Raw genomic sequence first — 21024 nt, 5'->3', positions numbered from 1 at the left:
TGAAAAGGCGCCAATTACCTTTTGGGTGCTTACTCAACCAAGGAGCAGAGGCCGGACGGCATACGCTTGACCGAAGCAAGGTTTGCTTTTTATGCAAGGATGAGATCAGGCAGAAATACACCTCTAATGCCCTCAATCCTACTCTCAAAAAATGGGAGCTTTAGCAGCTAAAATCAACCGGTAATTGTGCATAGGCAACGTGATTGCGTAGGCCTTAACGAAAAAAGGGAAGAGCCTTTCAGCTCTCCCCTCTTTTAAATGAGTGGCCCTTTGTTGGCTTTTAACCTTTGCCTTGCCACGGAATAAGCCAGCGTTCCAGATACCGCATGCCCAGCTCAATCGTGTATCCGATAAGCCCGATCACAAAGATGCCGATAACCACCGTATCTGTCTGCAAAAAGTTCTTTGCAATCATGATCATGGAGCCGACACCCTTATCAGCTGCCACCAGCTCCGCCGCCACAACAGTGCCCCAGCAAACGCCCATCGCCGTACGCAGACCAGTGAAGATCTCTGGCAGTGCATTGGGCAGGATTACATGAAACAGGATCTGTGTACGCGAGGCACCCAATGAGTAAGCTGCGTGCACCTTGGTGATCTTGACGCTGTTCACGCCAGAGCGTGCTGCAATCGTCATGATGAACAGGGATGCAAGGAACAGCAGGAAGATCTTGCTGTCTCATCAATGCCAAACCACAGAATGATCAGCGGGATCAATGCCAGCGGAGGGATCGGGCGCATAAACTCCACGATGGGATCAAACAAGCCGCGAGCAACGGAAGAAAGCCCCATGGCCAGACCTAGAGGGATGCCCACGAGGCTCCCAGCAAAACGCCAGCAAGAACACGGAACACCGAGATACCAATATGATCCCAGAACGCCACGTTTCTGAAACCAGCGGAAAGCAGCTTGCTCATTCGTGTGATCGTCGCGTCCACCGATGGCCAATAGAAACTCTCTAGCATGCCCAAGGCGCTTGCGATGCCCCATGCGGCCAGCAGCACAACAACGGTCAGGATGGAGTAGAACCGGCCAGAGTTGACGGCGCTGGCGTCGCCAAAACGAACGGTCTTTTGCTGCGTGAAAACATTGTCTTTAAGCCCAAGCCAAACAGATAGGCCGGAGGGCGGCGTGTGATGCTTGCTCATATTGGCCTCCTATGCTGGTTCCAGCTCTTGGTCATTGCCCATAATCTCTTCTTCCATGCCCCAGATGAGAGACAGGATTTCTTCGCGCGTTTTCACAAACTCCGGTGAAGCTTTGATCTGACGAGGACTCTCCACCAATCCGAGATCTGCAAACGGAAGCTCGTATTCACGCAGGATTCGGCCAGGACGTGGTGCCATCACAATCAGGCGTTCCCCAAGGAAGAGTGCTTCCTCAACGGAATGCGTGATAAGAATAATGGTTTTGCGCGTCTCTTTCCAAAGCTTCAGCACAAGGCTCTGCATCTTTTCGCGGGTCAGAGCATCCAGTGCGCCAAGTGGTTCATCCATCAGGATCACTTCCGGATCGTTGGCAAGGCAGCGAGCCAGAGCCACACGTTGCTGCATGCCGCCGGAAAGCTGATAAACCGGCTTTTTGCCAAAGTCTTGCAGGCCTACAATCTGCAGCAGCTCATCCACTTTGCGCTTGGTTTCAGCAGCGGGACGCCCAGCCATCTTTGGGCCAAATGCAATATTCTTCTCAACGGTCATCCATTCAAACAACGCGCCTTGCTGAAACACCATTCCGCGGTCCGGGCCGGGGCCGGTCACATCCACATTCTCGCGGACGATTTTGCCGGAGGTCGGACGAAGAAAGCCTGCAATGATGTTGAGAAGAGTTGTTTTACCGCATCCGGATGGACCAAGAACGGAGATGATCTCACCATCCTTTACATTCAGATTGACGTTGTTGAGAGCATGGACTTGATCACCATTGGGAAGGGTGAAAACCATAGAGATATTGTCGGCAACTATTCCACTCAAAGCGCTTCTCCCGGTTCTTTGGAAAATGCCTGGTTCGCCCGGTCTTGTTCTTGGAAGAATGGCGGGACAAAGCCCGCCATTTTCTAATTGTTTTTATTTGAGGTAGCTTGCGTCGACGAACTGGGAGTAGTCGTCCAGCGCTTCATCCAGACCGCCAGCTGAAACCATCACATCAGCCACGCCTTTAGCCGCTGCTTGAATACCACCACCAAGCCAGTTTTCCTGAAGCTGCTCTTCGCTGGTTGGAAAGCCGAAGTTCGCGATCATCTTCTTGGCGGGTTCAAGATCCATACCTGCAGCAAGGGCGATCTTGTCGTAAACCGCATCCGGATTACTGTTGTAGGTGGTGTTGGCCTGATTGGTAACTTCCATGAACTTCTTCACCAGATCTGGATGCTCTGCTGCAAAGTCGTTGGTTACATTCACCACATCAAACGTGTTGATGCCAACGGCTTCCTGTTCAGCACCAGTCATCAACGGTGTACCAACGGTTTTCATACGGTCCAACGCACCGCCAAAAGCACAGCCCATCACAACATCACCGCGCACAACAGCAACCGCCGCATCGGCAGGGTTCATCTGCACAAGGTTCACTTTGTTGATGTCTACGCCGAGGTGATCCAGCGTACGAATGAGCTTGTAGTGGGTTACGTTGCCGATCGGTGTCGCAACTTTCTTCCCTTCTAGCTCCTTCGCATTTGCTTTGGTAATGCCGGAATCATTGCGCACAATGCAGAGGTCATTTTCAGCGTAAGTGACTGCCACACCTACAAGTTTAATCGGAGCACCAGAGGAAACACCAACAACGAAGGGAACAAAGCCGTTACTGTAAGCAATCTGCACATCGCCGGAAACCATGGCCTGCACCATCTCGTTTCCATTACCGAAGGCACGCCATTCAACTTCCAGACCAAGAGCTTCATCATAGGTCTTGTCGATCTGTGCTGCCTGGTTCGCGGTAGGCCATTCCAGAAAGTAGGCGACGGTGATTTTATCAAGCGCATGAGCCGTGCTCATTCCAAGGCTCGCCACCAGGCCTGCTGCAAGTGCCAGTTTACCTGCAAGCTTCTTCAATGCCATATCAATTCCCCCTCCAGTGCGTTGCTAAGTGCTTATTCCTTCTTTATTTTTTACCGTCCCTTGTCGCTGGAAACTTGTTAATTTGAATTATGTTCAGGATTCAGGACACTATGAAACCGTATCACTCGGTAGTGCCAGTTTGTGAATCCCGATAGAACCAGAGAGTATTTCCAAAGAGAGATGCAGATATAAATGCCCGCTATCGCAATATTAATTCCCTAATCTCTGCGGAAGATGGTCCTGTGTCTCGCGTTCTTCTATTTTAGAATTGTATAAATAAACGAAGAGATCAGTGTTTATGCGCTGATGAGAGGGTTCTCTCGTTTATTTGTGCTGCGATGCAGCAATTTATCTGCTGTCTCTGAGAGTATTTCTATTCCCTTGGGTATTTTGTCAGCATGAATTGAAGAAAAGCCGAGGCGGAAATAGTTTTTACCCTGGCTTGGATCCGCAAAGAACACATTGCCCGGTTCAATCAGAACACCTTTCTTCAACGCTTCTTGCGCAAGCGCAGTTGCATCCAGTTCAGGCGGCCCACTCACCCAGAAAGAAGATCCCCCAAATGCAGAGACCTGAGCCCAGCCGGGGAAGTGCGTCTCCATAGCTTCACTCAGCGCATTCCAGCGGTTGGAGTACGCGTGATGCAGCTTGCTGATCAGCGCATCCTGCGAACCTTGCGCCAGAAACAGAGCAACGCTGCGCTGGTTGTTGCCGGGTGGGTGGCGTAGCATCAACCGGCGCATTGCGCGGATTTCTTTGATCACAGGCTTTGGTGCCACAATAAACCCAATCCGCAACCCCGGCATGATCGACTTGGAAAGGCTGCCCACGTAAAGCACACGCCCTGATGCATCGACAGACCGAAGTGCAGCAGTCGGCTGCCCCCGGTAGTTGGTCTCATACTCATAATCATCTTCAATGATCAGCGCATCAGATTGCGCTGCCCATTCCAACACTTCCCTACGCCGCTTCATAGTCATCGTGGTGTTGGTAGGGAACTGATGGCTGGGCGTCACATAGACTAGCTTTGCATCCCCCAACATGTCCGCGCGAATGCCTTCCTCATCAACGGGAATCGCCCGAATGTCCGAGCTTCGCAGCTGCATGATGTTGCGCACATCAGGATAACCTGGGTCTTCCAACGCAACAGGCGTGTCCGGCCTTACAAACAGGTGGGCGATGAGAAACAACGCGTTCTGAGCCCCATCGTCACCAGAATCTCGTCAGATTCGGCAATAACTCCACGGCGGATCAGAATACGCCGCTGAATCTGCTCAATCAGCATGGGGTCATCAGCTGTAAAGCGATCATCAGTCCAGGCATCCAGCCATTTGATGCTCATGGTCTGGCGTACACAATCCCGCCAGGCGCTGATTGGAAACAGCGTCGGATCCACCTGCCCATAGATGAACGGATAGGGGTAGCTGTGCCAGTTCTCAGTCTTCAGAATGTTGAACTGAGTAGAGGGCGTAAGCCGCAATTTTGAAGACCAATCCACCCGATCACCAGGCACCTGCTCCTTGGGTCTGACCGGATCTGGCAGCTGTCCGAGATTCTCAATAACCTCTGGTGAGACGTAAAATCCCGACCTCTCTCGGGTAATCAGATAGCCATCTGCAGCCAGTGCCTGATACGCCAACATCACCGTATTGCGCGAAACACTCAGCCGTTTCGCCAAAGCACGTGTTGAAGGAACTGGTGTGTTTTCAGCAAGTTGGCCGGAAAGAATAGCAGAGACGAGCATCTCGCGAATCTGACTTTGCAGCGTTGTGCTGTCATCCCGGTCAACGGAAAACAAGCTGTATCTCATGGCTGGCCCCTCCCTCCAAATCACGAGCGAAGTATCAGCATGAGTTCATCTGGCTCTATGGTCAAGAACAACTGGACCTATCTGACCTAATATTTCGACGACAAGATATTTCTCACAGTACCTCTGGGGAACTGTTGGTGAATAACTCAGTGTTCTAGGAGAAAGATCGAGATGAGTGTCCTTGCAGAGCCGATTGAACAAGTCAAAACTAATTCTCTTGAGCAACACTGGATGCCGTTTTCCTCAAACCGGGATTTCAAGAATGCTCCACGCCTCATCACTCGTTCAGAGGGAATGTACCTTTGGAATCAGCAGGGTGATCGTCTGGTTGATGGATCTTCCGGTCTGTTCAACGTCCCGGCAGGCCATGCCCGCAAGTCCATTGCGGATGCCGTCCATGCTCAAATGATGCAGAACGGATACACAGCGCCATTCCAGCTGGGGCAACCAACATCCTTTGAGTTTGCGGCTAAACTTACCCAGATCATGCCAGAGCCATTCAACCATGTGTTCTTCGTTAACTCTGGCTCAGAGGCCATCGATACAGCGCTCAAAATGGTCATGGCCTATCACCGTGCCAATGGTGAAGCGCAACGCACCCGCTTTGTCTCCCGAGAGCGGGCCTACCATGGTGTAAACATGGGTGGCGTCTCATTGTCCGGTATGGTGAAAAACCGCGAAACCTTCCCGGTCGTCATGCCAAACATTGTCATGATGCGTCACACTTGGAACGAAGAAAACGCCTTCACAAAAGGCCAGCCGGAAACAGGTGCCGAACTGGCAAATGACCTGCAGCGTTTCTGTGAAACTTACGGCGGCTCAACAATCGCAGCTGTGTTTATTGAACCTGTCGCGGGTTCTACCGGAACGCTTGTCCCGCCAAAGGGATATCTGGAGCGCGTCCGTCAGATCTGTGATGAGCATGGCATTCTGCTGGTGTTTGATGAAGTGATCACCGGCTTTGGTCGCCTTGGCAAACCATTTGCAGTTGATGCGTTCAACGTCATGCCAGACATTATCACCCTGGCAAAAGCACTCACCAACGGCGCGATTCCAATGGGGGCTGTCGCAGCGTCCGATCAGGTCTATGAGACCATCACCGAAGCTGCTCCGGAAAATGCCATCGAGTTCTTCCACGGCTACACGTACTCAGCTCATCCGGCAGCCTGTGCAGCAGGTCTGGCAACGCTGAAGATTTACGAGGACGAAGGCCTGTTTGAACGTGCAGCAGAGCTGAGCGATTACTTCCTCGACGCGATCTGGTCCCTACAGGATATTCCGATCGTGAAAGATATTCGAGGGTACGGCCTCATGGGCGGTGTGGAGGTTCACCCACTTCCCGGCAAGCCCGGCATCCGCGGCAACGAGATGCAGAAAAAGCTGTTCTGGAACGGGTGCCACGCCAAATGGACGGGGGACACAGCCATTCTGGCCCCAGCGTTCATTGCAGAGCGAAGTCATGTCGATGAGATCGTGGATGCAATGAGAAAAACGCTCATGGCCGAATAAATCGAAGAAAGTATTGTTTTGAGAAGAGCACATTTGTGCTCTTCTTTTGTTTTCCTAGTTGGTTGAGGGGAGGCAATCAATGACGAAGCCTATTCCACAAAATGCTCGTGCGGTTATCATCGGTGGCGGTATCGCCGGGTGTTCTGTTGCATATCATCTGGCCAAGCTTGGCTGGAAAGACATCGTGCTGTTGGAGCGCAAACAGCTTACCTGTGGCACCACGTGGCACGCTGCGGGCTTGATCGCGCAGCTGCGCGCATCCAAAAACATGACGCGCCTGGCGAAATACTCGCAGGAGCTTTACGGCGACCTGGAAGCCGAAACAGAAATTGCGACTGGCTTCCGCCGCAACGGCTCAATCACGGTGGCTCTGACCGAAGAGCGCCGCAGCGAGATCCTGCGCTCCGCCGCCATGGCCCGCGCCTTTGGGGTGGAAGTCGAAGAAATCTCCACATCAGAACTGCTGGATCGCTATCCCTATGTAAATGCTGAGGATGTTACTGCGGCTGTCTATCTGCCAAAGGACGGGCAGGGAGACCCGGGCAACATCGCCCTTGCTCTTGCCAAAGGCGCGCGCCAACGGGGTGCGCAAGTCTTTGAAGGTGTCAAAGTCACCAGCATTGAAAAGCGCAATGGCGCCGTCGCTGGTGTCTCATGGCAGCGTGATGGAAGTGATGAGCAAGGCCATATCGCCGCTGACTATGTGGTCAACTGCGCTGGCATGTGGGCACACGAATTGGGCCGAATGGCCGGCGTAAACGTGCCGCTCCACGCCTGTGAGCACTTCTACATGGTCACTGACAACATTGCTGGCCTGCCTCAACTCCCAACCCTGCGCGTACCGGACGAGTGCGCCTATTATAAAGAAGATGCTGGCAAAATCCTTCTGGGCGCCTTTGAACCAATCGCCAAGCCTTGGGGCATGCAGGGCATTTCAGAGGACTTCTGCTTCGATCAGTTGCCTGAAGATATCGAGCACTTCGAGCCAATCCTGGAGCAAGCCATCAACCGCTTCCCTGAACTGGCCGTAACGGGGATCCATACCTTCTTCAATGGCCCGGAAAGCTTCACGCCTGATGATGCCTATCATCTGGGGGAAGCACCTGAGCTCAAGAACTTCTTTGTCTGTGCGGGCTTCAACTCCATCGGTATACAGTCCGCTGGGGGAGCAGGCATGGCACTGGCGCATTGGATGGAGCACGGCTATCCGCCATTTGACCTCTCCGATGTTGATATCCGCCGTATGCAACCGTTTATGGGCAACAAGACCTTCCTCTATGAGCGCTCCAAGGAAACGCTTGGACTGCTCTATGCAGACCACTTCCCATTCCGCCAAAAGGTAACCGCCCGCGGTGTCCGCCGCTCACCCTTGCATGAGCATCTAAAACAAGCAGGTGCAGCATTTGGTGAGACGGCTGGATGGGAACGAGCCAACTGGTTTGCAGACCAAGGGCAGGAGCCAACCTACGCGTACTCTTGGAAACGCCAGAACTGGTTCGAGAACTCTAAACGAGAACACCTCGCCATCCGCAACAATGTCGGCCTCTATGACATGTCCTCCTTCGGCAAAATCCGTGTTGAAGGTCCGGATGCGGAAAGTCTGCTCAATCATATGTGCGGTGGCGATATGTCGGTACCAGTCGGCAAGATTGTTTACACGCAGTTCCTCAATGAACGCGGTGGCATTGAAGCGGACCTCACCGTCACCCGCCTCTCCGAAACCGCTTATTTGCTCGTAACCCCAGCAGCGACAGTGATCTGCGAACTCAGCTGGCTCAACAAGCACAAAGCGGGCGCCAATGTGGTGATCACCGACATAACTACGGGCGAAGCAACACTGGTGGTGATGGGGCCTAACTCCAGAGAGTTGCTCTCCAAGTTTTCTAACCACGACTGGTCCAACGAAAACCACCCCTTCGGCACCATGCAGGAGATCGAACTCGGCATGGGCCTCGCGCGTGCGCACCGTGTGTCCTATGTGGGTGAGTTGGGCTGGGAGCTTTATGTCTCAACCGACATGGCGGCGCATGCCTATGAAACTCTGATGGAAGCAGGCGCCGATTTAGACCTAAAACTCTGCGGTCTCCATGCAATGGATTCCCTGCGCATCGAAAAAGGTTTCCGACATTTCGGTCATGATATAACCGAAGAAGACCACGTTTTGGAAGCTGGCCTTGGTTTCGCAGTCAGCACTAAGAAGCCATCCTTCATTGGCAGAGATGCTGTCCTGCGGAAGAAAGAAGAAGGCCTGTCCTCCCGCATGCTGCAGTTCAAGCTGAAAGATGCAGAGCCACTCCTGCATCACAACGAGCCTGTGCTGCGGGATGGAGAAATCGTCGGCTATCTCACCTCCGGAAACTACGGTCACACGCTCGGTGGTGCAGTCGGCCTCGGCTACGTGCCGTGTAAGGGTGAAACAATCAAAGACATGCTCGCTTCCACCTACCAAATCGACGTGGAAGGCACTCTTTGCGATGCTGAAGCATCCTTCAAGCCAATGTACGACCCTAAAAGCCTACGTATGCGCGGCCTGAAAGAACTGGAAGACGCATAAAACATGAGAGCATCTCGGATCAAACCTGAGGTGCTCTTCTAACCGGATGTTTGTGCGGCAAAGTGTTGTTGTTCAACTGATACGTAAAAAGAAAAGCCCGGGCAGCTTTACACTGCGCGGGCTTTAAGATTGATGCCCTTCTCAGAGGAGGCGAGAAGGGCACTGCTGGGGGACTTACGCGAGTTCTTGCTCGCGCATATCTTCCGCATTGATGCCTGCGACAGCAACCGGTGCTTTCATGGCGTCTCTGCGGAAAGGCTCTCCAAGTTCCTGATTGAGGATCACCTCAATGAACGTGGTTTCATTGCGCTCCATCTGGCCTTCAATGGCATCATCCAGTGTCTTGCTCAGCTCATCCATGCTGAACACCTGAATGCCCTTGAGGCCGCAGGCCTCCGCAATCTTGGCGTACTGCACTTCCAGATTAAGCTCGGTGCCAACGAAGTTATCGTCGTACCACAGCGTGGTGTTGCGCTTCTCCGCACCCCACTGATAGTTGCGGAAGATCACCATGGTAATCGGCGGCCAGTCATCACGGCCACACGCGGTCATCTCGTTCATGGAGATACCAAACGCACCATCACCAGCAAAGCCGACCACCGGCGTATCAGGCAACCAATCTTCGCACCCAGAATAGCCGGAAGGCCATATCCGCATGGGCCGAACAGACCCGGAGCAAGGTACTTACGCCCTTCGTCAAAGCTCGGATAGGCATTACCAATCGCACAGTTGTTGCCGATGTCAGAAGAGATGATCGCTTCCTTCGGCAGTGCGGCCTGAATAGCGCGCCATGCCATGCGAGGAGACATCTTTTCAGGCTCACGCGTGCGAGCGCGCTCATTCCAAGTGGTGCCCGGATCGTCATCCTCGTGATCCATGGAGGACAACTCTTGTAACCACGCAGACTTAGCATGATGCACGAGAGCCTCACGCTCCTCACGGCCATCATTGCCAGCATGATCAGCCAGCTCTTCCATAATCTGCTCCGCCACAGCACGAGCATCACCCTGAATACCGACGGTGACTTTCTTGGTCAGGCCGATCCGGTCAGAATTGATGTCCACCTGAATGACCTTGGCCTCCTTCGGCCAGTAATCCATGTCATAGCAGGGCAGAGTGGAGAATGGATTGAGGCGTGTGCCAAGGGCCAGCACCACATCCGCCTTGGAAATCATCTCCATTGCCGCTTTTGAGCCATTGTACCCAAGCGGACCAACAGAGAGGGGATGATTGCCGGGGAACGCATCATTATGCTGATAGCCACAACACACCGGTGCGCTCAACTTCTCCGCCAGAGAGGCAGAGGCCTGAATAGCACCGCTCAACACCACGCCCGCACCATTCAGGATCACCGGGAACTTGGCATCCGAAAGCAGCTCTGCAGCCTTCTTGATGGATTGCACACCACCGCGCGGCTTTTCCATACGCACGATCTGCGGCAGCTCGATATCGATCACCTGTGTCCAGAAATCACGTGGCACGTTGATCTGGGCCGGAGCACATCCGCGCCAGGCCTTCTCAATCACGCGATTCAGCACTTCCGCAATACGAGAAGGATCACGAACCTCTTCCTGATAGCAAACCATATCCTCGAAGAGAGCCATCTGCTCAATCTCCTGAAAGCCACCTTGTCCGATGGTCTTGTTGGCTGCCTGCGGGGTAACAAGCAGCAAAGGCGTATGGTTCCAGTAAGCTGTTTTGATAGGCGTCACGAAGTTGGTGATGCCCGGACCGTTCTGAGCAATCGCCATGCTCATCTTGCCGGTGGCGCGGGAGTACCCGTCCGCACTCATGCCCGCGTTACATTCATGGGCACAATCCCAGAACTTGATACCTGCGGCGGGAAAGAGATCCGAAACCGGCATCATGGCTGAACCGATAATGCCAAAGGCGTTATCAATCCCATGCATTTGCAGCACTTTTACAAAGGCCTCTTCGGTAGTCATCTTCATCGCACGAATCCTCCCCATCACGTCACAGGCTCGGCTGTGATCTGCACATTCTGATATGCAAACAAACCTAGCGTGAGGTGGAGAGGAGCCTTAGGGCCAGATTCCGCTATAGCATTGGCCAGTTGCGTTGAGGAGCTTGAAGATAAAAGGAGAATGCCCGCTGGCGGACATTACAAAAAAGTGACCTAACTTACGTCAGCATCAAGGGAAACAAGGCTGGCCTTCATCAATCCGCGCAAAGAGTTGCCGATGTAAACCGCATCTGCCTCCTGCAAATCTGAAAGTGTCAGATTAGCCTCTTCTGCATATCCATGCTCCAGCAAACCAGCGCGGAACACACCAGGAAGCAAGCCGTGCTTCAGGGCTGGTGTCAGCAACTTGCCATCCCTGCGGATAAACAGATTGGTGAAACTGCCTTCCGTCAGATATCCGGCTTCATTGAGGAAGATGATCTCTGAGCACCCATATTGGGCGGCATAATCAGCGCGTGTCTGATCATAAAACCCACGACGGCTGGTCTTGTGAAACAGGAAGCGGTCCTGCGAATGCACGCGTTCTTCTGCAATGCAAACACGCCAATCTTCACCGCTTGCAGCTGGCATCTCCTGCGCAGTCACCGACAGCTCACCATCTTCCGCCAGATCAAGCCGCACTCGCATAGAGCGCTCAAAACCTGCAGCATTGTCCGCAAGCACGCGCAAAGCTTGCTCCGGATTCCAGTTGAAGCCGAAGTAAGATGCGCTATCTGCCATCCGCTGCATATGCCGTTCCAGCAGTGTATAGCCATCCTCAGACGTCCAGCCCATAGTTTCAAACAGGGTGAACCGTTCGTCAGAGGCCTTCAGGAAGTTCAGCTTCAACAAGCATTCATCATACTCAGGAGAGGCACCAGAATCGAACACCACACCGGAGCCCGTTCCCATTTCCGCGGCACCATCCTCGTCAATCACAAGGGTGCGGATCGCCACGTTGAAGGTGAAATCGCCATTTGGCTCAATCATGCCAATGGAGCCCGTATAGATCCCACGCGGGCTCTTCTCCAGATCGTCAATGATCTCCATGGCCCACAGCTTTGGTGCTCCGGTGATGGAGCCACATGGAAACAGCTCCTCAATGATTTCAGGCAGTTCAGCCCCATCCACCAGCTCGCCAGTCGTGGTCGATGTCATCTGGAACAGGCTGCGGTATTGCTCAACCTCGCAGTGCGAGGGAACACAAACACTGCCTGCTTTTGTAATGCGGGATAGGTCATTGCGCATCAGATCAAGGATCATCGTGTTCTCGGCGCGCGATTTCACATCGCTTTGAAGCCATTCCTGAACGCGTGCGTCCTCATCTGTTGTCCGCCCGCGCTGGGCAGTCCCTTTCATAGGCCGCGTAGTCAGCTGCTTGCCTTTGCGCTCCAAAAACAACTCTGGAGAAATGGAAAGAACTTTCTGATCTCCCAGATGCAGAAGCGCCGCATATCCAACAGGCTGTTGAAACAGCAAGTTATCAAAGAGCGCCGCCGCACTGCCAGTCTGTTCCAGCATCGCGCGCATGGTCAGGTTGATCTGGTAGATATCACCCTGCGCCAGATGCTGCTGTGTTTTTGCAAAAGCGGCATCATAATCGCTCTTGCTCATGTCAAACTGGTTGATGTGAATGGAGGGGGAGGCCTCGTTACCAGCCGCTTCCTTCAGCCACTGCGCTTCTTGCGCACGAGACAAAAGCTCCGGCGCATCATAAACACCAAACCAGGCAAGTGGCATGCTGCCAGAGCCGGAAAAACGCTGCTTCAGCTTCTCTTCAAAGGCAAAGCCAAACTCATAGGAGAAGAAGCCCGCCAGATGATGGCCTGCTTTGCGTTCTTGCTCCAACTGCTGAAGAAACTGGGGGACCTCGGAAAGAGTTTGGCAGGTTAACACGCGTTGAGGGGCTTGGAAGAGACGCGCAGGCTCATGACTTAGCCTGTCGACAAGAAGTACCGTTCCAAACGCAAACTGCGCCATGCCTGTCCATTCTTATTTGGGTTATCCTTATTAAGAATGCTCAATACCAGCCCGCCAGACCAAGGCAATCATAAAATTGTCTCCAAGTCCGTTTGTTGAGTAGTTTTGCGTAAATTGTGATCGATTTTCTCTCAAATTCCGCAAGATGAAGCCGGAAGAGGCAAAATTGCTGAAACAAGATAAGCACCCAGAACGCAAAACGGGCCACCATTGGTGACCCGTTAAACTTAAAATGTAAGGTGCTGATTAAGCAACGTCGTGGAAGAAGCGCTCCAGCGTATCGTGAACTTCATTAAGATCACCATCTACCTTGCTTGCTTTCTCTGTCACTTCGAAAACAGAACCGGTTGCTTCATTCATGGCTTCGCTGAGGCTCGCAATGCCTTGAGAAACAGCATGGTGCCATCAGAGGCTGCCAGAATATTGGCTGAAATCTCGTTGGTCGCATCACCCTGCTGAGTGATCGCTTCTGCAATCGCACCAGTGTGAGAGTTAACCTCATCCATGGTGTGGGAGATGGAACCAATCGCTTCCACCGCTTCACGGGTTCTGCCCTGAATAGCGGAAACCTGCGAGGCAATCTCCTCTGTCGCTTTGGAGGTCTGGTTTGCCAGCTCTTTAACTTCAGCCGCCACAACCGCAAAGCCTTTACCGGCTTCACCGGCACGTGCCGCTTCAATGGTTGCGTTCAGTGCCAGCAGGTTGGTCTGCTCTGCAATTGCCTGAATGAGTGTCACAACTTCACCAATGCGGCTTGCAGCTTCTGCAAGGCTGCCAATGGTGTCATTGGTTTCCTGTGCACCACGTGTTGCAGCTTCCACCATCTCATTGGCCTGCGCAATCTGGCGCGCGATCTCGGAAATGGAGGAAGACAGCTCTTCAGACGCAGCAGAAACTGTCTGTACATTGCCGGAAGCCGCATCTGAGGAAGTCACCACCTCAGTTGTATGGCTGGAGCATTTATGCGTTGCGTTCTCCAGGCCTTTGGAAGCGGAAACAATGCTGTGTGTGTTCTGAGAAAGGCTCTTCAGCTGCCCGTCAACCGCATCGCGCAGATCGGAAACATGCTTCTCAAAGAAAGCGATACGCTCGGACTGCTCAGCAATCTTCTGCTCATTTTCTGCGATTTCGGCAGCTGATGTGCTGACGGTCGCAGCAGCTTCACTCACGGCTGTGCTTTCAGCAGGTGCTTCACCCTGCGTGCCAAGAAATGCCATTGTCACGCCAGCAAGCAGAACCAGAATGATCATGTTGCCGGAAAAAGTGCTCTGCTCACTCACCAGAAACTCTGGCATCACAAACAGACTGCCGAGCAGATAAATCGCAGAAACTGCGAGGAAACTGCCAAGTGCGCCACCACTGCGGGAGGAGCCCAGAACGACGAGCGGTGCGAAGAACAGGATATTGAAGTCCACTTGCCAGCCTTCTGCATACCCGCCAACCGCAGCAGCCGAACTCGCAAGGCCAGCCAGAACAGCAAGGCAAACGCCCGAAGCAAGTTCTGAAGTGCCGGAGGTCTTATCTTTCAGCCACAGCGCGGTTGGCACAGCAGCAAGCAGGAAAGCAACTCCTGAAAGAATGCTCATGGTGCCAGTGTCACCAGCCCAGCTCATCCCAAAGCTCAGGAGAGCAAGAACCCAGCCCAGAGCAATTGGCCAACTGGTTGAACCCATGTCAGATTGGCCTACCTCTTCTTCAAATCCGACTGCAGCACTCATTTCAGGTCTTCCCTTAATAGTATTGGTGCAAAGCGCACCCAAATACATCTACCCAATTATTATCACGCGCTCTGACTTTGTAAGTCTCTGGAATCACAAATGAACACGCACAACCGCAAGCAGCAGGCCAAGAGTAATCGGCTTGGAGACTGCTTGACTGAATGAAAAGAGAAACACGCAGGAAAGAGCGAAATCGCCCAGTAATCACCTCAAAAACGAAAACGCTCTCCAGAATGAATTGCGTAAATCATTCCATTCAAATCTTAGTTGTAATTTGTATTAGATTTATGCTTAAGAGAAGCTTAATGGAGCGTCGGTGAGGGGCAAAAAAGCAAACAACACCAAAGCATACGCTTCGGTGTTGTCGCGTTGAAAATAAAATGAAAAATATAAATCGCTAAGTACGTGAAATAGTTGTCTTAGGCTGGTTCGTTCTCTTCAACCTTTTCATCTTCCATCGGGTCATCATAGCAGAAGCGAGTGCAAGCAGAGCTTTCCACGTCGTTTAGGATGAACTTGAGAACGGAAGAGAGGTTGTCCAATTGGCTCTCATCAATGTCACCGAGCAGCGCGTGAGCTGCTTTGCGACGGGCTTCAGCCACTTCTACGGCTTTACGTTTACCGCGAACGGTCAGTTCTACCATCACTTCACGACCTCTGCGGCGCAGACGTCGGACCAACCAATCCTTTTCAAGGCGGTCGATCAGGCGAACGGTAGCGGAATGGCTCAAACGAACTTCTTTAGCGACCGTACCGATGGAGATGGCTGGGGAGCGTCTCATAATAAGAAGAGCCGCAACAGCGCTTGTTGAAAGATCTCCGTAAGCATCAACACTCGCATCTTCCAGTGCTGTACTTACTGCGGAAAGTTGGTCTGCAATATGATTTGTTCTCATCATAAATTAAATCTCTAAAATACTGTCCTGACGATTCTGACTTAGCGTCATTAGAGTTAATCCTAAAACTGCAATTTAACAAATGCAAGTTTAATAAAATTGAAAATAATAAGTATTTCGCATTGGTGCAACCTGCAAAATCAATAAAAACCGCCAATTCGGTCCCTGATTATTAGCAGGTTGCAATTATCCATAAATTATTTTTGATCACCTATTGCTGAGGGGATTGCGACGAAAACGGCAATGGGCAGGTCGCACCTGTGCCCCCAAGGCCACAGTATCCATCTGGATTCTTTGCCAAATACTGTTGGTGATATTCCTCAGCATAATAGAACACGTCGAGCCTACCGATTTCCGTGGTTATCGGCGTGTCTTTGCCGATTTCCTTGAGGGCCCGCTGATAGGTCTTTGCTGTTTCTTTAGCCGTCTCAATATCTGCATCGCTCGTCAAATAAAGCGCAGATCTATACTGTGTTCCAACATCATTGCCCTGCCGCATTCCTTGCGTTGGGTCGTGACGTTCCCAAAACACCTTCAGAAGTTGTTCCAGTGAAATCTCTTCTGGATTGTAGACCACTTTTACAATTTCAGTGTGACCGGTCTGACCAGTGCACGTTTCATGGTAGGTCGGATTCTTGGTAGTGCCACCTGCAAAGCCAACGGCTGTTACATACACACCCGGCAGTTCCCAGAAGGCGCGTTCCGCACCCCAGTAACAGCCCATGCCCACATAAATTTCTTTCATCCCGTCAGGATAAGGCCCGTCCAGGTCATGGCCATTCACGAAGTGTTTGCCTGGCGTCATGATAGGAGTGTCCCGGCCAGGCAGCACATTGCTTGCATCTGGCATTTTAAACTTGTTTGAGAGCATTCTGAGAAACGACATATTCACTTACCTGTAAAGACTCTGCATCACAGCAGGGTTGTGCTGATGCGACGCCGCTTGTCGCCATACCATAGCATAATTAGGCCGATTGGTCCGAATATAACCCACGGCGGCATCAACAAAATGCTTTGAATGATCGGATCCCAGAGGATAGGGCTCACGTACCGTTGGATGGCCGCCTGTGATGCATTGAGCGTTTCAGGTGACAGATCAAACCAGATCAGCCCCAGCGGTGTAGAGGTCCAGTTGGAGGTCGCGATGCTCTTGGTGGCATCCACGACAAATGAGACCAGCGCAATGGCCACAAACCATACACCAATAAAACGCAGTAAAAATCCAACCACGTGTTTGCTTCCTTTTCCTGTCAGCGTTCAGAGCACGCTCCCCCAGATCCAATTAGGACCAGGTCTCAAAGAGCCACTCTGGCAAAAAACTAGAGCATGATACGCAACTGCAAATGAACACCGCGCACTCCAAATCCCATTGGAGCCTGCGTGTATCCACAGTACCGCATGCAATCTAAGGTGCAACCTATCAGAACAGGGATAGGGGCCGCTCTTAAAATCCAGTCAAAACTGCGTAATAGATTGTGAGTGGATGCCCGCATGGCCTCAGAAAAATGCCTTTGTTTTCATTCTGGTTCCACAGAGTGGGGAAACATCACAAAAAAATCGAAAAGACCTCTTGCGCCCCCCAAGAGTTTTGCATATACCCCCTCTCACGCCGCCGGGCACACCCGGTGAGCAGATTGCGGAGAGGTGGCCGAGTGGTCGAAGGCGCACGCCTGGAACGCGTGTAGGCGGGTAACCGTCTCCAGGGTTCGAATCCCTGTCTCTCCGCCATTACTTCCCCGAAAAGCAAAATTAATCAACGCCTCGCAGAGATACGGTTTATGCTTATTTTTCTGGCATACGCTAATACTGTTTCACGGAACGCATACCGTCTTCCCTAACGTGAGAAACGGCTTTCGCTGCTTAGGATCAGTTCTACTGAAACAGCTTTCCTGATCTTGCTGAAAGCAAGCTTGTAATCCTTGCTAGAAAAGCCGAACTTGTCTTTCACTGCATTCAGCTTCTCATCCTTCAATAGGTTATCTCGAAACGTACTGTTGATAGCGCGTTTTTCTCATGATGGTCTTGGTGAACTCGTCGATCACTTTTTCTCCAGCGCAGTTTTTATTTTCTTTTCAAAAAATAAGAGTGTTTTGGCTTCAGTAAGCAAGAATACTTATCAGCATCTGGCAATGCTCTGAAAATATTTGTCATTTTCCAGTTAATCAACTAGAGGTTGCGATTAAGGGTCGCATTGTGCTCAATCAATGATTGAGGGACTCCTGAGTGCACTTTCAAACTGGAACAGAAGATGATTGATTTCAAAAATAAAGGCTTTTTCAAACTAAAGCAGGCTGATGATTATGCAGAGAGAGTGGTTGACCTGCTTGTTGATGGGGAGCAGATAATCGCGTCATTTAAGTCAATGAGAGACGGCGTTGTCTTTACCAATAGACGTGTGATTTCAGTAAATGTCCAGGGGATTACGGGAAGCAAAAAGGACTTCACGTCGCTTCCTTACAAGAGCATTGTGGCCTACTCCATTGAAACAGCTGGGACGCTGGACTTGGACGCAGAGCTTGAGCTGTATTTCTCTGCAGTTGGTATGGTGAAGTTTGAATTTAAGGGAGAAGTCGACATGATTGCGATCTCCCGTCATATCTCTCAGGCTATCCTCTAAGCAATCGGCCAACTGCAAAGACAACCTGCGGGCTGACATAACAGGCTGCAGGCTGACATTGTACTCTCCTCCATCACTGCCCACGATGCTGCTCGATCACCTGTACGATCCGGTCCGTCATCATCCGCACCTCGGGCAGATGTCTCCGGTCATCATGCATGGTCACCCATTGGAACTTGGTCAGCTCCTCAATCACCGGCCCGCATCGCCGCAGCTGAGGCGCGGTATCTCCTAGGAAGCACGGCAGAATGGAAACGCCCGCGCCTGCGCACAGCATGTCCAGCAGGGTGTGTTGAGAGCTCACCTGCATCACCATCTCACTGCATGGTGCTCCAGCAGCCAGCGGGAGGAATTTGTGGTCGCGAACTCCGGCGCGATGCCGAGCCAGCGCTCCATCACCGCCTCATCAGCCCCAACCGCCCCAACCGCCACATAAGGCGCGAACTCCACGGGCGGCAGACGCTTGCTCGCCAGCCCAATCTCCGCTGGAGGAGAACTGCGCAGCCCAATATCAATCTCGCGTTTTTTGATGTTCAGCCGGTCCTCGCTGGTAATGAACACCACCTCGAACCCATCCTCCGGCTTGCACAGCGCACCAATATGCATGCTGAGAAACTTCATCGTCCAGCTGCCGGCAGAAACCCGAACCTGCGGCCTGCGGGATTTCGCGCTCAACCACTGCTCAAACCCGGCATAGGCACACTGAAACGGCTCCAGCTGCTCCAGAACATCGTGCCCGTCCTCGGTCAGCACATACCCGGCCTGTACTCGGTCAAACAGCTTCAGCCCCACATCCTCTTCCAACTGCTGCATACGGCGGCTGAGCGTGGCCGGACTGCACGACAGCCTTTGCGCCGCTTCACTCAGCGTGCCACAAGCCGCAAGCACGAGGAATGCATTGAGATTATCCAGCAATCGAACCTTCATTTTTGAAAACTGCTTTTGAAATTTGGCCGCTATCCGGCGGGAAGAACACGAGGAAAGATAGTGCGTACTCCCGAGAAGTGGAAGCCGGTTCTTGGACAAGAGTACGCAGAAAGAAAGAATGGAGCGACGCCAGGCCTCGAAGAGGCGGTTGCTCCACGCAGTTCTCCTAAATGAAAAGAAGCCAGAATGTTGATTTTTCCACTCCCCGAACCAGACAAGCACCCCAAAAACCCAACGCGCCAGCAGTTGGAGGATTACTACACCAACTACGCCAGCGCCTGCGCACGGCCCTACTACATCGCACTGGCCTCCATCATGGCCGGCCTCTTCGTTCTCTTTTGCCTCTTCAGCGCATAACACTGGCCTGCGGAGTGCGTTACTCACCGCAGACCAGCAGGGTGCACGCGCAGGCAGACCGCCGGTCGCTGGCAGACCACATGCACGGGGCGGCTGAACAAGGATTGCGAGGCACCGCCCACGGCGCAGCAAGCGCACCGCGAAAGCACCGGCACAGTGAAACGGCACGCCTCAGGGGAGATAACCCAGAGCAAGGCGCACCAACGCAGCCGAACAGGGCAGGGGGCTCAGTGCCCCGCGCCCAACCCGTTAATCAAGAAGCGTCAATGTTGTACTGATTGGTTGTGGGTCGACGACCCGCTGTAAAACCCCACAGGTCTTTCTCAGCGCTTCCAGGCGGTCTCGCAAGGCATAATGCAAAGTGAACAAAGCATCCCGCTCGCTGCTCTGGTTCATCCGCTCACTCAGCACAAGCTGCTGAAAATAAGCCAGATTCTCAAGGTCAGAGACAGCAATGAGTACTTCATCTAGTTCATTGTCGATAGTGTTTGTGGCGCTATGCGCGCATGCGGTATCGTCCATTCCAATCCCCTTACTGACTAGGGTGTTGAAGAACCGCAGCACCTAAGAGCTTTTTGGAGACCCCTTGGCGAGCGGGAGGCCAAAAACCTGAGTCAGACAGGCGGGCTTATTCCCTCCCGAAGGAGGTGTTGTATTCACCGCCCTCCCGCTCATAGCAAAGGGTTCGCGCACTATAAAATAGGCACAAAAAAACCGCTAGACTACGGGAGCGGGTACCGCTGACTTTAGAGGTTTTGGACCTCACATATGAGTGTGAAACACAACTCCACAACCTGTCAACGCCCAAACCCAAAACCTCCCCCACTCATGCATTTCTGCAACGGTTGGGTGAAAGACTTCCCTCAGCGTTTTGAACGCGCCGCCCCCACGACGTCATCCCGGGCAAAGCGCAGCGAAGACCCGGGACCCATCCCACGTCTCCACCAACGCCATACTCGCCAGTCAATAAAGCCCTCACCACAAACACCCGAAAGCTCCCCAACCACAGCGCTCACGCCAAAACCCAAAACGGCCCCCCCACGGTGTCATCCCGGGCGAAGACCCGGGACCCATCCCACCTCTCCACCAATACGCAAAGCGGTCGCCCTCGGTGTCATCCCGGCCCCCGAGCCGGGATCCATACCCCCTGCATTAACGGGTAAGTTTGCGCAGTAGCGACAAAGGAATGCCAACTGCATACTCAGTGCATGCCTTACTACATGTACATTCTGGCGAGCCGAAAGCATGGGACACTCTACACGGGCGTAACCAATAACCTGCCTGAGCGTGTGCATCAGCATAAGACCAAGATGAACTCCGGCTTTACGGCAAAGTATGGCGTTTCCAAGCTTGTTTACTATGAGCTCTACGAAGAACCGCACGAGGCTATCCGCAAAGAAAAGCAGGTAAAACGCTGGCGACGGGAATGGAAAATTCAAGCCATCGAAGAGATGAACCTCATTGGGAGGACTTGTCACTCTCATTGCACTTTGAGCATACGTAAGTGGTTATAGATCCCGGCTCCTTGGCCGGGATGACACCTGAGGCAACCGCTCTGCTCATCAGTACCACCGCAAAGTCAGCCCCACCTCAAACCACAATGCCCTCACATCCCATGCCTCCCCTCAGAGCCCACAACCCTG

21 protein-coding genes, 1 tRNA gene and 1 pseudogene are annotated in these 21024 nt (G+C 52.6%); 6 read left to right on the top strand and 17 right to left on the bottom strand.

Going from position 1 to position 21024, the window contains the following annotated elements:
• Positions 1-280: 280 nt before the first annotated feature.
• The 7 genes from JCM12308_RS30705 to JCM12308_RS30685 form a co-directional block, all read right to left on the bottom strand.
• Entirely contained in the window at positions 281-637 is a 357-nt protein-coding gene (locus JCM12308_RS30705; protein ID WP_208978837.1) for an ABC transporter permease subunit, read from the bottom strand.
• Positions 634-816, bottom strand: a complete 183-nt coding sequence (locus JCM12308_RS30700) for a hypothetical protein (protein ID WP_208978836.1) — start codon at positions 814-816, stop codon at positions 634-636. The genes JCM12308_RS30705 and JCM12308_RS30700 overlap by 4 nt, the downstream gene beginning before the upstream one ends.
• Positions 801-1148, bottom strand: coding sequence for an ABC transporter permease family protein (locus tag JCM12308_RS30695; protein WP_208978835.1), 348 nt, complete (start codon positions 1146-1148; stop codon positions 801-803). The genes JCM12308_RS30700 and JCM12308_RS30695 overlap by 16 nt, the downstream gene beginning before the upstream one ends.
• A gap of 9 nt (positions 1149-1157) precedes the next feature.
• A complete protein-coding gene (locus JCM12308_RS21405; RefSeq protein ID WP_008548668.1) occupies positions 1158-1940 on the bottom strand; it encodes an ABC transporter ATP-binding protein in 783 nt (260 codons plus the stop codon).
• A 123-nt stretch (positions 1941-2063) separates the two neighbouring features.
• On the bottom strand, positions 2064-3050 hold the full coding sequence (locus tag JCM12308_RS21400; protein WP_008548410.1) for a taurine ABC transporter substrate-binding protein: 987 nt from the start codon (positions 3048-3050) through the stop codon (positions 2064-2066).
• Positions 3051-3346: 296 nt separating this feature from the next.
• Positions 3347-4240 carry an aminotransferase-like domain-containing protein gene (locus tag JCM12308_RS30690; RefSeq protein WP_208978834.1) on the bottom strand — a complete coding sequence of 298 codons (894 nt, stop codon included), beginning with the start codon at positions 4238-4240 and terminating at the stop codon, positions 3347-3349.
• Positions 4213-4860 carry a GntR family transcriptional regulator gene (locus tag JCM12308_RS30685; RefSeq protein ID WP_208978833.1) on the bottom strand — a complete coding sequence of 216 codons (648 nt, stop codon included), beginning with the start codon at positions 4858-4860 and terminating at the stop codon, positions 4213-4215. Before JCM12308_RS30685 ends, JCM12308_RS30690 begins: the two co-directional genes overlap by 28 nt.
• Positions 4861-5031: 171 nt before the next feature.
• Between JCM12308_RS30685 and aptA the strand changes: the two genes are divergently transcribed.
• Together aptA and JCM12308_RS21385 are read left to right on the top strand one after the other, a co-directional pair.
• Positions 5032-6369: an omega-aminotransferase AptA gene (gene aptA / locus JCM12308_RS21390; RefSeq protein WP_054785018.1), complete on the top strand. Its 1338-nt coding sequence runs from the start codon at positions 5032-5034 to the stop codon at positions 6367-6369.
• 79 nt (positions 6370-6448) lie between these two features.
• Positions 6449-8923 (top strand): GcvT family protein, encoded by a 2475-nt coding sequence (locus tag JCM12308_RS21385; RefSeq protein ID WP_054785017.1) that lies wholly within the window; start codon positions 6449-6451, stop codon positions 8921-8923.
• A 174-nt stretch (positions 8924-9097) separates the two neighbouring features.
• On the opposite strand, the pseudogene xsc reads toward JCM12308_RS21385, so the two are convergent.
• The 6 genes and pseudogenes from xsc to JCM12308_RS21355 all read right to left on the bottom strand — a co-directional run bounded on the left by xsc (position 9098) and on the right by JCM12308_RS21355 (position 16710).
• Positions 9098-10875 (bottom strand): annotated as a pseudogene (gene xsc / locus JCM12308_RS21380) (sulfoacetaldehyde acetyltransferase).
• A gap of 185 nt (positions 10876-11060) precedes the next feature.
• Positions 11061-12866 carry an aminodeoxychorismate synthase component I gene (pabB, locus tag JCM12308_RS21375; RefSeq protein ID WP_054785016.1) on the bottom strand — a complete coding sequence of 602 codons (1806 nt, stop codon included), beginning with the start codon at positions 12864-12866 and terminating at the stop codon, positions 11061-11063.
• A 356-nt stretch (positions 12867-13222) separates the two neighbouring features.
• Entirely contained in the window at positions 13223-14584 is a 1362-nt protein-coding gene (locus JCM12308_RS21370) for a methyl-accepting chemotaxis protein (RefSeq protein WP_054785015.1), read from the bottom strand.
• Between the two features lie 419 nt (positions 14585-15003).
• Complete coding sequence (locus tag JCM12308_RS21365) at positions 15004-15483, bottom strand: MarR family winged helix-turn-helix transcriptional regulator (protein ID WP_014283787.1); 480 nt, start codon at positions 15481-15483, stop codon at positions 15004-15006.
• A 208-nt stretch (positions 15484-15691) separates the two neighbouring features.
• A complete protein-coding gene (msrA, locus tag JCM12308_RS21360) occupies positions 15692-16366 on the bottom strand; it encodes a peptide-methionine (S)-S-oxide reductase MsrA (RefSeq protein ID WP_054785014.1) in 675 nt (224 codons plus the stop codon).
• A gap of 26 nt (positions 16367-16392) precedes the next feature.
• Positions 16393-16710, bottom strand: coding sequence for a hypothetical protein (locus JCM12308_RS21355; protein WP_208609129.1), 318 nt, complete (start codon positions 16708-16710; stop codon positions 16393-16395).
• Positions 16711-17118: 408 nt separating this feature from the next.
• On the opposite strand from JCM12308_RS21355, the gene JCM12308_RS21350 reads away from it, so the two are divergent.
• A tRNA-Ser gene (locus JCM12308_RS21350) sits at positions 17119-17208 on the top strand.
• Positions 17209-17314: 106 nt separating this feature from the next.
• On the opposite strand, the gene JCM12308_RS28390 is transcribed toward JCM12308_RS21350, so the two are convergent.
• A complete protein-coding gene (locus tag JCM12308_RS28390) occupies positions 17315-17452 on the bottom strand; it encodes a hypothetical protein (protein WP_164845340.1) in 138 nt (45 codons plus the stop codon).
• Positions 17453-17728: 276 nt separating this feature from the next.
• On the opposite strand from JCM12308_RS28390, the gene JCM12308_RS21345 reads away from it, so the two are divergent.
• A complete protein-coding gene (locus tag JCM12308_RS21345) occupies positions 17729-18097 on the top strand; it encodes a PH domain-containing protein (protein ID WP_054785013.1) in 369 nt (122 codons plus the stop codon).
• Positions 18098-18170: 73 nt separating this feature from the next.
• On the opposite strand, the gene JCM12308_RS30680 is transcribed toward JCM12308_RS21345, so the two are convergent.
• Both JCM12308_RS30680 and JCM12308_RS21340 read right to left on the bottom strand, forming a co-directional pair.
• Positions 18171-18401, bottom strand: coding sequence for a hypothetical protein (locus tag JCM12308_RS30680; RefSeq protein ID WP_208978831.1), 231 nt, complete (start codon positions 18399-18401; stop codon positions 18171-18173).
• A 5-nt stretch (positions 18402-18406) separates the two neighbouring features.
• Positions 18407-19024 carry a LysR family transcriptional regulator gene (locus tag JCM12308_RS21340; RefSeq protein ID WP_208978830.1) on the bottom strand — a complete coding sequence of 206 codons (618 nt, stop codon included), beginning with the start codon at positions 19022-19024 and terminating at the stop codon, positions 18407-18409.
• A 186-nt stretch (positions 19025-19210) separates the two neighbouring features.
• Between JCM12308_RS21340 and JCM12308_RS28385 the strand changes: the two genes are divergently transcribed.
• Complete coding sequence (locus JCM12308_RS28385) at positions 19211-19381, top strand: hypothetical protein (RefSeq protein ID WP_164845339.1); 171 nt, start codon at positions 19211-19213, stop codon at positions 19379-19381.
• Between the two features lie 249 nt (positions 19382-19630).
• Here the strand turns inward: JCM12308_RS28385 and JCM12308_RS21335 are convergent, their stop codons facing one another.
• Complete coding sequence (locus JCM12308_RS21335; protein ID WP_054785012.1) at positions 19631-19903, bottom strand: hypothetical protein; 273 nt, start codon at positions 19901-19903, stop codon at positions 19631-19633.
• A gap of 686 nt (positions 19904-20589) precedes the next feature.
• Between JCM12308_RS21335 and JCM12308_RS27935 the strand changes: the two genes are divergently transcribed.
• Complete coding sequence (locus JCM12308_RS27935) at positions 20590-20895, top strand: GIY-YIG nuclease family protein (protein ID WP_128647455.1); 306 nt, start codon at positions 20590-20592, stop codon at positions 20893-20895.
• The last annotated feature ends 129 nt before the right edge of the window (positions 20896-21024 follow it).

The organism is Pseudovibrio denitrificans JCM 12308 (assembly GCF_001310815.1).
Lineage (GTDB): Bacteria > Pseudomonadota > Alphaproteobacteria > Rhizobiales > Stappiaceae > Pseudovibrio > Pseudovibrio denitrificans.
The sequence above is the reverse complement of the archived record's forward strand: the minus strand, read 5'-3'. Positions and strand labels throughout refer to the sequence as shown.